The following is a 15,247-nucleotide window of genomic DNA, read 5'->3' on the forward strand; positions in this document are numbered from 1 at the left end:
TCGCCCCCTTCGCGACTGTGGGTAACGCCTTCGACGGTAGGAACCCGAACGGCCCGGGCGCATCGGTGAAGTCGCCAGTCTGTCCGTTGCCGCAGGTGCCGGGGCTTCCTATGCTGTGCCGGGTGCTGGGGAGAGCCAACGAGCAGGAGCTGCTCGGGTCGCTGTTGAGCAAGACCGCCGAGGGCCACGGTGGCGGCGTCGTCATCCACGGCGAGCCGGGGATCGGCAAGACCGCGCTGCTGGCATGCGCCGAGGAGCAGGCCGTCGGCTTCCAGGTGCTGCGCGCGGTCGGTGTCGAACCCGAGGCCGACTTGGCCTACGCCACCCTGCACCAGCTCCTGCTGCCCGGGCTCGCCGCGGTCGACCAGCTGCCGGCTCCGCAGGCCGGGGCGTTGAACATCCTTTTTGGACGCGCGCACGGCGCTCCGCCCGACCCGTTCATCGTCGGCCTGTCGACCCTGTCGTTGCTTTCCTTGCTGGCAGGCGAAAAGCCGGTGCTGTGCGTGCTCGACGACGCGCACTGGGCCGACCAGCCGACGTTGAGGACGCTGGCGTTCGTGGCTCGCCGCCTGGACAACGAGCCGATCGCGCTGGCGTTGGCCGCGCGTGCCGACGAAGGCCACAGTACCGATCTGCCGCTGCTGCGCCGGATCCCGCTGATGGGCCTGAACCCGGACGCCGCCAAGGCATTGCTGGCCGAACGGCAGCTGACCGACAGCGAACAGAACCGCCTGCTGACCGCGACCGGCGGGAACCCGTTGGCGCTGCTGGAACTCGCTGGAACGCACCTGCCACCCGAGGGCACGCAGGAACCGCTGGCCATGACCGACGAGCTGAAACGGTCGTTCCTGACCAGGATCCAGGCCCTGCACAAGGATTCCCTGCCGCTGCTTCAGCTGATCGCGGCGGACGGCTCGGGCAGCGTGGAGACCATTGAGAAGGCGGCGGGTTCGCTGCGGATCGACCCGGATCCGTTGCACCGCGCCGAACTCGAGGAGCTGCTGACGTATGACGGGCCGCGCCTGGTGTTCCGGCACCCGCTCATCCGCTCGGCGATCTACCACAGCGCCACCGCCGACCGGCGGGCCGTGATTCACCGTGCCCTCGCGTCCGCGTTCGACACACCCGCCGACCAGCACCGCAGGGCTTGGCACCGCGCCCAGGCCGCCGTAGGACCCGACGAAGAAGCCGCTGAGCAGCTCGAACGTTCCGCGGAACAGGCGGCGTTGCGCGGTGGCCCGGCGGCTGCCATGGCCGCGTTGACCCGTGCCGCCGACCTCACCGCGGATGGGCCGCGCCGGGGGAGGCGGTTGTGGACCGCGGCCCGCGCGGCGATCCGGGGCGGGATCACGTCCTCGGCGATCGAGCTGCTCGACCGGGCCGAGCGGGAACCCGAGCTGGCCGAGGCCGACCGGATCTCGGTGGCCGTCATGCGGGCGATCATCGCCGGGTTCTCCGGGTCACCCGAGGACGCGATGGACCTGATCAGGCCGTGGATCCCGGCCGCGCTGCGGATCGACGCGCAACGGTTCACCCCGACCGTCGCGATGTACGCCGACCTGGGCGTTCGGACGAACCAGCCGCAGGCGTGGACGGACCTGCGGGGCTGGCTCGACGAAGCGGCGCCCACCGAACCGGCCCTGCGCCTGCTGCAGGCACTTTGCCGGGCCCGGACGGGGGATGAGCCTGGTCCGGTGGTCGTGGTGGAGGGGCTCAGCGACCCGATCACGATGACCCTGGCCGGGGCGATTTCGCGTTGGCTCGGTGCTGAGGAGCAGGGGCGGCGGCTGTGCCGGGACGCCGGTCAGCTGGCGCGGACCACGGGTGCTCTTGGCGCACTCGCGTGGAACCTCGAGTACCAGGTCGCCGACGAGATCGCGCGCGGGAAGTTCGGCCTGGCCGAGGCGTATGCCGAGGAAGGCGGCCAGTTCGCCGCCGAAGTCGGCCAACCCAACACCGCCTGCCGCCACCGCGGGCTGCTGGCGTTGTGCGCGGCCATCCGAGGTCGTGCGGAGGCCGCCGAGCTGGCCAACTCCGTGCTTGCCGAGGCCACCGGCCTCCAGTTGGCCGACGCCACGGCCTGCGCGAGGCGGGCGCTCGGGCTGATCGACCTGGTCGCGGGCCGTCACCAGGAGGCGGCGCGGCATTTCGAGGCGGCCGGCGCCATGCCGGACCTCGTCGAGGCCCTCGTGCGGGCTGGCGATATCGCCGGTGCCACCGAGGCCACGGCCCGATTCGCCCGCTGGACCGAGCCCATCGACTCGCCCGCGCTGGCCGCGCTCACCGCTCGTTGCCAAGCCTTGGCCGGCGACGGTGACTACACCGAAAGCCTGCGCCTGCATGCCTTGGCCGACGCGCCGTTGGAGTTCGCGCGGACGGAGTTGCTGATGGGGGAGCAGCTCCGCCGCGATCGCCGCCGTTCCGAGGCACAGCACCATCTTCGGACCGCGGCCGAGAACTTCCGCCGCCTCGGCGCGCTCGCCTGGGCCGACCGCGCCGAGGGCGAGCTGCGGGCCACCGGGGAGTCGGCGCGCACTCCGGAAGCGGGCGCGTTGAGCACCCTCACCCCACAGGAACTGCGCATCACGCTGGCCGTCGGCGAGGGTCTGACCAACCGGGAGATCGCCGCGCAGCTGTTCCTCAGCCCCCGGACCGTGGACTACCACCTGCGGAAAGTCTTCCAGAAGGCGGCCATCACCTCCCGCGCCGAGCTCATGCGGCTGGTGTTGACGTCCTGAACCGAGGTCCGCACTGAGGACCGGCGATTTCGCTGATTCGCCGGTCCGCCCGGATTCCTAGCGTTGGAGCCATCAAGCCACCACGTTAGGAGCCCAGCGATGACAGCCCACGAGCCCCGCACCGGCAAAGCCCGTCTGGTCGGCCGGTTCCTCTGGCACTACGCCGAGATGACCATCGCGATGCTGCTCGGGATGCTGCTGCTCGGCATGGTCGTCCCGAAGACCGGCCGGTTCGGCCTCGACACCCTGATCATGGCCGCGAACATGACCATCGGCATGTCGGTCTGGATGGCCGTGCGCCGGCACAGCCGGCCGCGGATCGCCGAGATGGGCCTGGCGATGATCGTCCCGTTCGTGATTCTGCTTGTGCCGTACTGGTTCGGCGCGGTGTCGCAGATGCTGGTGATGTCACTCGGGCACACCTTGATGTTCGTCGCCATGGCGTTGGTGATGGTGTGGCGGCACGAGGAATACACGCACCACCACCACAAGTTACCGGTTCGTCCTAAGTGGATCTGGCGGGCGACGGTCGTGTTAATCGCTTTGCTGCCCGCGGCCGCGATCTCCGCGACGAACACCATCGGCCGGTTCGCCGACCGTTACGAAGCACGCACTGACCACGTGACCGTTGACCCCACGCCGAAGCAGCACGACCCGTCGAAGCCGACCGTGGCGTTCGTCGTGGGCAGCAAGGGCGCCAACGTCGCCGATCTGCTTGGACCGTACGACGTGCTGGCCGGCACCGGCCGGGTGAACACCTATGTCGTATCGGCTGGTGCGCGGCTGGTTACGTTGACCGGCGGCCTGGACATCGTGCCGGACATGACGTTCGACGAACTGGGGCAGCTGCTTCGGAACAATGGCGACAAGCTGGACGCCGTTGTGATCCCGGCCGAGCAGGAGATGGACGCCACTGAGCTGGCCTCGGTCACCGGTTGGATACGGCGGCAGTACACGGATGGCGCGTTGACCGTCAGCGTCTGTGCCGGGGCACGCACCCTCGCGGCGACCGGCCTGCTCGACGGACGCCCGGCGACCTCGCACTGGCTGCGGCTTTCCGGTCTGCAGAACGACTTCCCCAAGGTCAACTGGGAGCGCGGTGTGCGGTACGTCGACGACGGCAACATCATCACCGCCGCAGGGGTTCTGTCCGGAGTGGACGGTGGACTGCGGATCCTGGAACGCCTCACCGACGCCGACACCGCCCGGCAGGCTGCGAACCGGGTGCACTGGCGGTACTACTCGCCCGGCTCGTCCGCCCGGATCCCCGAGAACAGTCTGCAGTGGGCGGATTTCGTGGCCCCGCTGAACACCTCGTACCAGACCGGCCCGACGACCGTCGGTGTGCAGCTGGTGGACGGCACGGATGAGCTGGAACTGGCCTCGGCGTTCGTGTCCTACACCGAGCAGGCCATGGTCGCCCGCACGGTCGCTGTCGGCGACGCGCCGATCCGGTCCAAGCACGGCCTGACTTTCGTGCCGCGTACGAAGATCGCCGCAGCAGGTGACTTCGAGCGGCTGCTCGTGCCCGGACTGGACGCCGCCCGGCAGCACGCCGGGGCGCCCGGTGGCGAGTACTTGCACCAAGCCGACGAGTTCGCGTTCGACCCGGTGCTGCGCGACATCGCCCGCACCTACGACGTGGCGACCGCCCACTTCGCCGCCAAGACGCTGGAGTACCCGGTGATGGATGTCCAGCTGACCGGCCAGGACTGGCCGTGGGGCCCGACGATCGTCCCGATCGCGCTGATCCTGGTGAGCGCGGGTGTTGCGATCACCGGTGGCATCGTGTTCCGCCGGATCCGCGCCAAGTCCGCTCCGGCGCCGACCATCCCGGCGCCGATGGGTGAACTGGTTCATTCCTGACCACGGTTCGAGAAACCGCCCTGGCTCACCGGCCAGGGCGGTTTTCGTGTGATGGCAAGCCGAGTGATCGTTCCAGGTGGACGGTCCACCAGCGCAGCTGAGCGGCCGGATCGGGGTTGTCCAGTCCCGCGCTGCGACGAAAAGCCGGGCCGTACAAGGGTTCTGTCGCCAGGGCTTGGTGCAGGGCCGCGACCGCGAGCCGGGTGTCCTCTTTTGGAACGTCGGCGGGGCGCAGCGCGTGCAGCGCGTCGACGACCGGGTCGAGCATGCCGGAGCCTTCGTCCCGCCATCCGGCGGCGTGCAACGCGACGGCCAGTTCGCCGTAGCCCTGGCGATAGAGGACCGCCAGCGCCTCGACCAGTTCGCCGAGATCAGCGCCTTTGTTGAGCCAGGAACCCAGCACTTCCTCGACCCCGGCCCGGATCTTGCGACCACCGTGGCGCAGCAGGGCTTCCAGGAGGCGGTCGCGGGTGCCGAAGTGGTGGCTGATCCCGGCGTCGGTCATGCCGACGCGGGCGGCGAGGGCCCGGACCTGGACGGCCGCGACCCCACCCTCGGCCAGCAGTTTCTCGGCCGCGTCGAGGATCAGGCGCCGTGCTTCGTCGGGCGTACGGCGTACGCGTGAACCAGCCACGCCCGAACCTTACCTTGACAGGTCAAGGCAGGCGTCCCTACCTTGAGAGTGCGAGGTAGGGGAGGTGTCCATGGTTCGCATCGTCCGTCCCGACGCGGTCCTGCACGGGGACGAGGCCGGTTCCGGGCCGACGGTCCTGCTGCTGCACGCCGGAGGTGAGCGCCGTCAGGTGTGGCGGCCGGTCACCGAGGTGCTGGTCGACACCGGGTTTCGGTGTGTGGCTTTTGATCAGCGCGGTCACGGGGACACTGGCGGCACCTTGCGGACACTGGCTTCCTGCGCGGACGACGTGGCCGCGATGGTGCACGCCTCGCCGCCGGGCTGTGTGGTCGTCGGCGCTTCGCTGGGCGGGCTCGCCGCCGTTGCCGCCCTTGCCGATCCTTCGGTCCGGGCTCGGGTGGCGGGTCTCGCGCTGGTGGACGTCGTGCCCGATCTGGAGCCCACCAGGGTCCGGAATTTCCTTGCCGCCGCTGGAGTTCTCGATGCGCACACCGAGATCGTCGAGGACATCCTCGCCCGGGTTCCACTTCTGCGGCAGATCACCGCGGAGCTGGATCTCCCGGTCCTGCTTGTCCACGGCGACAACGGGTCGGCCGTCACCGCGTCGGACATCGACGGGTTGCTGCGCTTGATCCCACACGCCACGGTGACTCGGATCCCTGGCGCCTCACACCTTGTCGCCCGCGACCAACCGGTGGCGTTGGGGGAGGCCATTGCCGAGTGGCGGGCGCTCGCGTTCCTTCGTGACCTCGGTGCGGGACAGATCGACCACCCCGGCGGGAACCTGCTCGACCATCTTCAACGGGTGCGATCGTTGGTGCGCGATTGGGGCGGGAGCCGGCGCTTGCGCCTCGCCGCGCTCTGCCACGCCACCTATGGCACGGACGGGTTTCCGCCGGCGTTGCTACCGCTCGACCAACGAGCCCGGCTGCGGGCCGCGATCGGCCCCGAGGCGGAGGCGTTCGTGTATCTCTACGCCGCCTGCTCCCGGCGCCCCACCTACGCCCACCTCGGCGAAACGCCGTTGCCGCTCACCGACCGGTTCACCGGCGAGGTCATTCCCTTGACCGGCAGTGACTTGGCGGACTTCGCCCTGCTCACCGTGGCCAACGAACTCGACGTCGCCCGCCATGCCGAGCTCACTTCCGAAGTCCGCCACAGCATCCGGGACCTCGTCGCCGCATTGTCGGCTTATGCTCCCGAGATCGTGGCCGACGTCCGCACCGATCCCTCCCTGGCCTGAGACCTGTTTGGAGTAGTACGCGGGGAGGCAGCCGACTGCAGTGGCAGAGGGCGGCCCTTGCCGAAGGCCGCCCTCTGCCTGGGGAACAGCCGGCCAGAGAGGCGAAGGTGGCCGGCTGTGCGGGAGTTATTGGCCGCAGCGCACAATGACGTGCAGCCGTGGGTTGACTGAGCCGCCGCCGCCCGACGAACCGGCGGCGAACCAGCCGATCTGGCCGGCGCGCACGGCGAGCGACCAGGTCAGGAAGGACGTGACCGCGGCCGGGTCGCCGTCGTTGGTCACGCTCGCGCCGCCGACGATCGGCAGCATCCCGGCGGGGCAGTGCGCGTATCCGTTGGCGGAGCCGGAAATGGTGCCTGGCGCGAACTTGATCGGGTAGTTCTCCTCCAGGATCACCGTTCCGGTGTTCGGCGTGCACCGGGCGACCACGACCAGGGAGTCCGACCGGGTGTTGTTCATCGCCTCCACCCGCCAGCCGCGTGCGGTGGGTGTGTTGGTGCGCAGGAAGAAGTCGGTGGTGCTGACCAGGCCGGCGGCGGTTTGGAAGAACCCGCCGCCCGCGAACGAGAAGTAGCCGGTGGGGCAGGTCACCGAGCCGCTGTACTGGTTGGTGCCGTTGTTCGGGAACAGTGCGCGGGTTTCGAAGGAGTCCGCGAACTGTGCGGTGGGCGCGCATTGGCTCTGCGCGAAAACGCTTTCCCCGGCACCGCTTGCGGTCATGTTAACAGTCGCGGAAGTGCCGAACCCGGTGGGCGCGATGCTGTTGATCGCGTCGCCACCACCGCCCGCGGACACCATGGCGGAACCGGCCGGGCAGGTCGCGGTGGCGAACCCCCGGGTGAACTGCGCGACCGCGGTCGAGTTGAGCACCACCGTGAACGTGTTCGGGCTGACCGCTGCCGCTGCGGGCACGGCGGTTGCCACGACCGCACCGGCGGTGAGGGCCAGCACGACCGTGGTGGCACGTAGTTTCATGGCGCATTCCTCCTTGGGCTACTGGCCTGGTTGCAGGACTGCCACGCAGGTCGGTGCGACGTTCCACCGGTTGCCGGTCGAGACGATCGGTTCCGCGAACCCACCCGGCGCGCGCTGTGAGCATTGGAGCGAACGGATGGCGCCGTGCGACGCGTTGAGCGCGACCGTCACGCCGTGGAACAGTTCGGGCCGGGAGTCGAGGCGCACGGCCGCGAAGTAGGTGTTGGCGCCGGTGTCCGACAGCGGTCCGGTGATGGTGTTGCCGGTGATCATCGTCTCGTTGAACGGCCCGGTGATGGCCTGCAGCTGGATGCCGGACCCGTTCGGCGCGGCCTCGGTGAACGTGATGTCGTTGTCCCGGATACCGATATCGCGCACCGAATCCGCGTAGATCCCGTTGGAGTCGCCGTCGGTGATGATGGTGTTGTTCGTGACCGTCATCTGTGCCGGGATACCGCCGCTGTGCGGGGTGATCCTGATCGCCGTACCAGGAACCCCGTGCCGGCGGATCAGGTTGTTGTCGATCTTGTCGCCGCTGGCCACGTTCGCGATGTCGATGGCGCCGCTGCCGTCCACTGCAGTCACGTCGAAGGTGTTGTCGGCGACGATGACGTCTTGCGTGCGGTACAGGGAAAGTCCGCGTCCGCTGAACGTGTTGCCGGTGATCGTGGCGTGCCGGTAGGACGTCAGCGACGCGCTGAACGTGACGGTCGAGTCCGCGAACGAGTTGCCTTCCAGTCGCAGGCCGTCGTCCCAGTCACCGCCGGTCGCCTCACCGTCGAACGCGGTGTCACCGATCTGTTCACCGAAATGGTTGCCCAGCACGGCGAGCGAGAACACGTTGCGCTGCACACCGATCCCGGACCGTGCGCAGCTGGTGAACGACCCGCCGCTGATCGTCACCCGCCGCACCGCGGTGGCAGGTGTGTTGCCCAGCAACCGGATGCAGTCACCCTTGCGGAACCCGGGAGTGGCCGGATGGGCGAAGACCACGTCGCGCACGGTGATGTCCGCGACCGGCAGCGAACAGGTAGCACCCGCGCACACCCCCGATCCGATGGCGATCGCATGCGTTTGCTCGTCGGTGTTCGTCGTCGCCGAAGTGTCGATTTTCAGCTGTGCCACCGTGATGTCGCTCGCGCCGGGGTCGAGGGAGAGCACCGCGACGGCTCCCGCCTGCTGGTCGCCGACGAGTTCGAGGACCGTGCCCGGCCCGGTGCCGGTGAAGGTCAGGTGGGCGCCATGCGTTGACAGCGCGGCGAACCGGTCGAACGAACCCACCGGCGCCCGGGTCACCCGCCACCGCCCGCTGCCCAGACACACGGTGCCGCCACCAGCGGTGGTCGCGGCGTCGATCGCGGCCTGGATCGGAACCCGGTCGTCGGCACCATCGTCCGGCACAGCCCCGAAAGCCGCTGGGTCGAAGCAGCCACTCGGTCCGGCCCCGGCCTTCGGCGGCGCGTCCGCGTGAACCACGACACCCGCCCCGGCAGTCAGTGTGGTGATCATTGCCGCCGCCAGCAGCGCCCGCCGGCTGGTGATCTTCATGTCCGGTCCTTCCTGTCCGTTCACCTTCTGTGGCGTGCCATGGCGTGCCACGCAGACCAACCGGATCGGACGGCACCAGCCGCGCGAACACCACGGACAGGTCCCCGCGCGTCAGGAAGGCCGGTACCAGCAACGAACCCCGGTGTGGATCGCGGTCCGCAGGTGGGCGCCCACGGTGGGGTCGGCCTGTTCGATCCGGCTCAGCGAACGCCGGATCGCCTTGCCCACGGCCAATCTTGCGCGTTCCTGGCCGTCGGTGAACGTGCGCAGGCGTCCGCCGAGGCCGGTCGCGGCGGACAGTTCGGCCAGCACCCACTCGCGTTCCCGCCGGGCGGACGCGGTGGTGTCATCGCGAAGTTCGGCGAGACGCCGCCGGTAGCGTTGCACCGCCTCGGGATCGAGGACGGGTTGGACGGACGCTGTGCTGACCACCCGTGCCACTGCGTCGAGACCGGCCACCAGCTCGATCGCGGCGATCTCGGTGCCGGGGTTGGCGGTGAGCACGGCGAGGTGCAACATGCCGACGCTGTGGTCGACGAGGACGGCCCGGGCGCCCCACTCGACCCGCCACCGGCTGCCGGACCGGGTCATGCTTGCCGGCCGTGCCGAGTTCGGCGCCGCGGCACCGATGTTCACCGTATCGCCCAACGCGGACGCCAGCCGCTCGGCCTGTGCACGCTGCTCGAGCGCCGCGGCCTCGTCGTCCGGCCCACTCCGGTACATCAACGCCTGGGCGTAGCGCCGCCGGGAAACGAGGACCGCGGGCCAGTGGCCCAACGCGAGGTCGCGGTGCACGGCTTCGCGCAGATGAGCCACCGCTCGGTCCGTCTCTCCCATCGTCAACGACGCCACGCCGAGCGCATGGTGCACCGAACCGAAGCAGGCGACCCCGGGCCCGGCCATCACCGGCAGGTCGGCGAAGGGCGCCAGCAGTTCGTAACACCGGGCGGCCGCTTTGGCATTGCTGAGCAGGTGAGCCGTCTCCACGATGGCGCACATGGTGACCAGCCAGCTGCCCGATCGCGGCAACTCGGACAGGCCTCGGCCGCGCAACCGCGCCAGCAGCCGCTCGGCGGTCGGGTGATCTCCGGCCGTCGCCGCCGCCACCGCGAGCATCGCCTGGAACGAGTCGTCCACCGCGCTGATGGTGGGCGCGTCGACGAGTTCGGTGAGCATGGGCAGCAGTTCGGCTACTCTGCCTTGGTACCAACGGATCGCGACAAGCTGCGTGCCGTACCACGCCGCCGAGTCGGCGTGGCCCGCTTGTGCACCGCGTTCGAAGCAGTCCCTGGCGAGCTGCTCGGCGTGCGTCAGCCGGCCGGCGCGGATGGCCAGCATGACGTCGATGGCGTCGACCACGAACCCGATCGCCTGGTGGTCCCGCTCGGCCAGCATGGCCCGCAGCTCGCGCAGCCTTCGTTCGGCCTGGCGATCGGCGTCCAGGAACAGGTCGGTCACCTGCCACAACAGGCCCATGAGCAGTTCCGTCCGGCGAGCCCCGTTCACACCCGCGCCGACCAGTTCGTCGGCCAGTGCCCGGCGCTGCCCGGCATGCTCGGGACCCAGCATGCACTGGTGGGCAAGGCTCAGCGCCTCCAGCCGCGCGTCGAGATCCGCCGATGCCCTCGCCTGCCGCAGCGCGGCCAGTGTCGTGGCGTGCTCGCCGGTCCGGTAGTCCGCCTCGGCGGCCAGCCGCACCCGGACCCGCACCGCCAGGGCGGACGCCGGGTCGAGCACCTTCAGCGACTGCTGCAGACGTTCCCGCACCAGCCCGGACGCGGCGGCGGTGCGGTGCTCGTGCACCCACAACCCGGCGAAGCCCAAAGCGGCCCTTGCCATCGCGGGCCCGTCGCCGGTTCGTACGCCCTCACCGTAGGCAGCGTCGAACAACCGCCGGCTGGCCAGCAGGTCGCCTTCGACCTCCTGCGCCTGGATCCCGGCCGCGAGCAGCGATTCCGCCCCGGTGATGACCGCGACACCTCCCCCGGTGTCGCACAACCCAGCCCCCATCCTTTCTCTCCCCTCCATTGTGGACGAACGGCCGAATGTCAGCCGGCCGGCACGAGCGCCGCCGCCTGCGGGGTCTGCCCGCCGGTCGTGGTCCGCCAGCCCACCGCCGCGATGTGTCCTGCCCCAACGGTGATGCCGCTGAGCGCCGACGCCGGGGCGTCGTTCGTCATCGGCCGGTCGGGGCTGATCCGCACCCCGTCCCAGCGTTCGATGTGCGCGGTCTCGGCGCCGGGGGTGGCCTCGGCGTACCCGGCGAACCAGACCTCGGTCTCCGATTTCGCTGCCACAGCACTGAACTGCGTGACCGGCCCACCGGGACGGATGGCCTGCCAGACCGAGCCGTCCCAATGCAGAGCGAGCGCGGTGTGCAGTCCGGCCGGGTTCTGCACCACGCGGGTGCTGGTGCCGACCGCCCACACGGTGTCCTTGCCGATCACGGCCACACCGAGGAGCTGGTCGCCGCCGCCCGGCGTGCGCGGGACCGGAACCCGGGTCCAGCCGGATCCGTCCCAGTGCACGACAAGCGCTTCGGTCCGGCCGCCGCTGGCCACGTCGACACAGTGCCCGACCGCCCACACGTCGTCGGCGGACCTGGCCGCGACGGCGTTGAGCTGGTTGTACTGGGTACCAGGGCTTGGACTCGGGACCGCGGTCCAGCCGGTCCCGTCCCAGTGCGTGATCAACGTCCTGGTGAGACCGTTCTTGCCCGGGCCGGACCCGCCGACGGCCCAACCGTCTTTGTCCGACACCATGGCCACTCCGTAGAGAGCACTGTCGCCATCGGTGAGCGGGCCGGGCACCGCTTCACCGGCAGACCCCGCAGACTGCCGGTCATAGCGTTCGATCCTTGCCCGCGTGCTTTTGACGGTGTCGGAGACGTAACCGACGGCCCACACTGTGTCGCCGGCCCAGTCCACGGCCGTGAGGTGAACGTCCAGCGCGGGGTCGACCGGAGCGCTTGGCACGCGGCCGAAGTCGCTGTTCCACCGTCCCACCAAGGCTTGTCTGCGTGTGCCTTCGAGGATTGCCACGCTGCCCACGGCCCAGGCCTCGGTCACTGACACGGCCGTGACGCCATGCAGTTCGGAGGTGTCCGGGACTTTCAGCCGGTCGTCGAAGTGCCAGACGGTAATCGGTGCTGACCCTGTCATCGTCATCAGTTGCTCCCCTGTGGACCCCGGTTGATGTTGCCCGGCAACGCTAACCACCGAACGGCCGAAGCTGATCCGGCAGCCATACCGAGATTCCTGATTGGCCCTACTCAGAATTGCCGAGCCCCGCCGGCTCGTCGCCTTGAGCAGGGGCGATGGACTCGACGTACTGCTGTGCCAGCGCGGCCCGGTCCGGTTGGCCGGTCTTCGCCAGCAGGTTCGCGACATGCGTGTCGACCGTCCTTCGGGACACGAAAAGACGTTCGCTGATCTCACGGTTGTTCAGCCGTTCCGCGAGCAGCACGAGCACCTCGTACTCGCGAACGGTCACCCCGAGGCCACGCAGTTGTGGTGGTACCGCGTCGATTCCGCGCCGCCGCTGCTGGACCGATTCGCCCGCCTGTCGCAGCAGGGCCCGGCAGGCCGCGGCCACCCGTGGCGCGGGCGTCGTGTGGAAATACGCCTCCGCCGCGCGCAACCACGGCGCCGGATCGCCCCACCCGCCGTCGACAGCCGCGCCGCCGAGCAACCGCAAGCCGAGGTGGAATGCCAACGGGAACGGCGCCGCTTCCTCGTGGAACTGTTGCACTGCAAGGCTGACCGCGTCCGGCCGGTTTTCCCGCCCGGCGAGGACAGCAGCGGCCAGCGTCAGGAACACCCGGTTCCATCGGGCGTTCCCGCTGGCCGTTGACCGCGCCTTCTCGTAGTCCTCGCGACCTTCCTTGCCTTCGAGCACAGCGAGGAGCAGGCGCGGTCCGTGCGCGTAGGAAACGTACTGTGGCGGTCGGTTGGCCTCCGCCTCGACCGCGTTGCCGAACTCGGTCAGCGCGCGTTCCCGGTTCTCCTCAAGCAAAGAACAGAACGCCATGCCGAAACCCCATACCGCGGAGGAGAAGTCGCAGTCCGCGCCGCCGAAGTGCTCGTATGTGGCCAGCAGGTCGGTGGCTTCCGCGCGGCGGCCCTGATGGGCGCTGATGCACACCCGCAGGCCGAGGCCGAACAACGGCATCTCGCCGAGCCGCAGGCGGCGGGCGGTCTGTTCGCACTCGCGGGCGTACCGTTCCGCTTCCTCGTACTCGCCGCGAGTCAGGTGGACCACGGCCAGCTCGGCGATGATGTCAAGGGCCGTGACCAACGCGCCCGCCGCGCCCGCCACCTGTCGCGCCTCGACCAGGTCCGCCGGATCGGCGGAACGGATGCCCACCTGGGCGGCCAGGTGGAACAGCAGCCGGATGCGCCACATGGTGAGTTCGTGCCGCACGGCGATGTCCAGTGCGCGGCCGAACAGCGCCTCGGCTTCGTCGAGGTCACGCACCCTTGCGCAGGTGCCGAGGACTTCCAGTGCCTCGCAAGCGGTTTCTGGCAGGCCGGCCACGGTCGCGGCGTCCAGTGCGCGCTTTGCCAGCGCTTCGGCCTCGGCCAGCCTGCCTGGGGCGGGGTCGGTGAACGCTAGCTGTGCCGCGACGACGTCCACTGCCGCTGTGGCGGCGGGTCCTGCGTGTGTACCGAGCAGCCGCCGGGCCTTGCCGAGTTCGTGCCGTCCCGCCGTCCATTCCCCGGCCTTGGCGGCGGCTCTGGCTAGTCCTAAGTGGACAGTGATGCGCACTTCCTTCGGAGCGGCCGCGTCCAGCCGGGCGCTGAGGTCCGTGGCGCGGACCACTTCTCCGGCCGCTACCAGGGCGTCGAACAAGGATTCCAGCACTGGGGCGGTGGCGGGCGGCAGGTCGCCGCCGTTGTCCAGCAGGGCCAGGCTGCGTTCGAGCAGCCCGATGGCGGTGCTGAGCCCACCTTGCGCCGCGGCCCGCCGACCGGCCTGGCCGAGCAGTTCCGCCGCGCGTTCCCGTTCGCCGGCGAGCTGCCAGAGCTCACCCGCGAGCAAACTCCATTCGCCTGGCAGGTCGGGGTGGCCGACTTCGATGGCCTGCGCGGTCCGGACGGCCAGCGCGGCTCGTTCCTGTGGCAACATCCCGGCCCGCAACGCCTCCATGGTCAAGGCGTGCCGGAACGAGTAGCCGTCGTCCTGCACCGTGATGAGGCGTCCGTCGACACCGGCCCGCAGGATCCCGAGCAGCTCGGCCTCGTCCACACCGGTCACGGCACGCACCAGCGGCGCGGGGAACCGCTGGCCGAACATGGCGGCAGACCGCAGCACACCCAGTCCGCGCGGGCCGAGGCGTTCGACCCGGGCGGTGACGCTGGCGAGGACGGCTGCCGGAACTCCGTGCCGGCTGTCGCCGCCGGTGGTTTCGACCATCTCGGCCAGCAGTTCCTCGACATAGAACGGGTTTCCCTCGCCGTACCGGATCAGGTGGCCGATGGCGTCTTGGGGCAACCGCTCGACCGCCGTGTTGAGACAGCCGGCGACCAGCGTCCGTACCTGTTGATCGTCCAAATGCGACAGTGTGAGCACGGTGGCCACGCCTCGCCGCTGTGCCGCTCGGACGAGATCCGCTGTCCGGCCTGGATCCGGCCGGAGTGTGCCGACCACCAGGATCGGTTCGCCGGCCAGGTTGTCGATGAGGTAGTCGAGAACCGCCAGGGTTTCGGCGTCGGCGTCGTGCAGATCATCGAGCACCACAAGGCAACCACGCTCCCGCCCGAGCCGCCGCAGCAACCGGAGCACCGCCTCGCCGAGAACCACGAGGGAATCGTCGTCCCCGGGCACCCGCTCCATGCGCCACTCGGGCACCAGCCGGGACAACGCGTGCCGGTACGGTGCCAGCTCGGGATCGTCCGGCACACCACTGTGCCGCAGCGCCGAGAACAACGCCTCCGCGAGCGGACGGAACTGAACCGACGGCGACGTCGCCCTGCCTTGCATCACGGCCTGGTCCGCGGCGGTCGCCACGCGCACAACCTCACGCACCACCCGCGTCTTGCCCAAACCCGGTTCCCCCACAACGAAAACCGCGCCACCCCGCCCACCCCTCGCATCAGCGAGCGCGGACCCCAACACCCCCATTTCCCGTTCGCGGCCGACAATCGCCGGACTCACCAACCGCACCATCGGCGGTCCATCCGGCCACGACCCCACCACAACTCCGCTCATCCCGGCTCATCCCACCACGGATCACCCCGCCAA

The 15,247-nt window shown here is 69.9% G+C and carries 9 protein-coding genes; 3 read left to right on the plus strand and 6 right to left on the minus strand.

Annotation, left to right across the window (positions count from 1 at the left end):
- Window positions 1-122: 122 nt before the first annotated feature.
- Window positions 123-2,738, plus strand: coding sequence for an AAA family ATPase (locus tag AB0J95_RS43125; RefSeq protein WP_364771315.1), 2,616 nt, complete (start codon window positions 123-125; stop codon window positions 2,736-2,738).
- Window positions 2,739-2,837: 99 nt separating this feature from the next.
- Entirely contained in the window at window positions 2,838-4,604 is a 1,767-nt protein-coding gene (locus AB0J95_RS43130; protein WP_364771316.1) for a DJ-1/PfpI family protein, read from the plus strand.
- 25 nt (window positions 4,605-4,629) lie between these two features.
- On the opposite strand, the gene AB0J95_RS43135 is transcribed toward AB0J95_RS43130, so the two are convergent.
- A complete protein-coding gene (locus AB0J95_RS43135) occupies window positions 4,630-5,238 on the minus strand; it encodes a helix-turn-helix domain-containing protein (protein WP_364771317.1) in 609 nt (202 codons plus the stop codon).
- A 70-nt stretch (window positions 5,239-5,308) separates the two neighbouring features.
- Here AB0J95_RS43135 and AB0J95_RS43140 point away from each other — a divergent pair, with 70 nt between their 5' ends.
- A complete protein-coding gene (locus AB0J95_RS43140) occupies window positions 5,309-6,481 on the plus strand; it encodes an alpha/beta hydrolase (protein ID WP_364771318.1) in 1,173 nt (390 codons plus the stop codon).
- Window positions 6,482-6,607: 126 nt separating this feature from the next.
- On the opposite strand, the gene AB0J95_RS43145 is transcribed toward AB0J95_RS43140, so the two are convergent.
- The 5 genes from AB0J95_RS43145 to AB0J95_RS43165 all read right to left on the minus strand — a co-directional run bounded on the left by AB0J95_RS43145 (window position 6,608) and on the right by AB0J95_RS43165 (window position 15,160).
- Window positions 6,608-7,456 carry a hypothetical protein gene (locus tag AB0J95_RS43145; RefSeq protein ID WP_364771320.1) on the minus strand — a complete coding sequence of 283 codons (849 nt, stop codon included), beginning with the start codon at window positions 7,454-7,456 and terminating at the stop codon, window positions 6,608-6,610.
- A gap of 18 nt (window positions 7,457-7,474) precedes the next feature.
- Entirely contained in the window at window positions 7,475-9,004 is a 1,530-nt protein-coding gene (locus AB0J95_RS43150) for a right-handed parallel beta-helix repeat-containing protein (RefSeq protein WP_364771322.1), read from the minus strand.
- Between the two features lie 111 nt (window positions 9,005-9,115).
- Window positions 9,116-11,014 (minus strand): hypothetical protein, encoded by a 1,899-nt coding sequence (locus AB0J95_RS43155; protein ID WP_364771324.1) that lies wholly within the window; start codon window positions 11,012-11,014, stop codon window positions 9,116-9,118.
- Between the two features lie 38 nt (window positions 11,015-11,052).
- The gene (locus AB0J95_RS43160; protein WP_364771326.1) at window positions 11,053-12,171 is read right to left on the minus strand and encodes a hypothetical protein; all 1,119 of its coding nucleotides are present in this window, start codon (window positions 12,169-12,171) and stop codon (window positions 11,053-11,055) included.
- A 100-nt stretch (window positions 12,172-12,271) separates the two neighbouring features.
- Window positions 12,272-15,160, minus strand: coding sequence for an AAA family ATPase (locus AB0J95_RS43165; RefSeq protein WP_364771328.1), 2,889 nt, complete (start codon window positions 15,158-15,160; stop codon window positions 12,272-12,274).
- Window positions 15,161-15,247 lie beyond the last annotated feature (87 nt).

It is taken from the genome of Actinocrispum sp. NPDC049592, assembly GCF_040675465.1.
GTDB lineage: Bacteria > Actinomycetota > Actinomycetes > Mycobacteriales > Pseudonocardiaceae > Kibdelosporangium.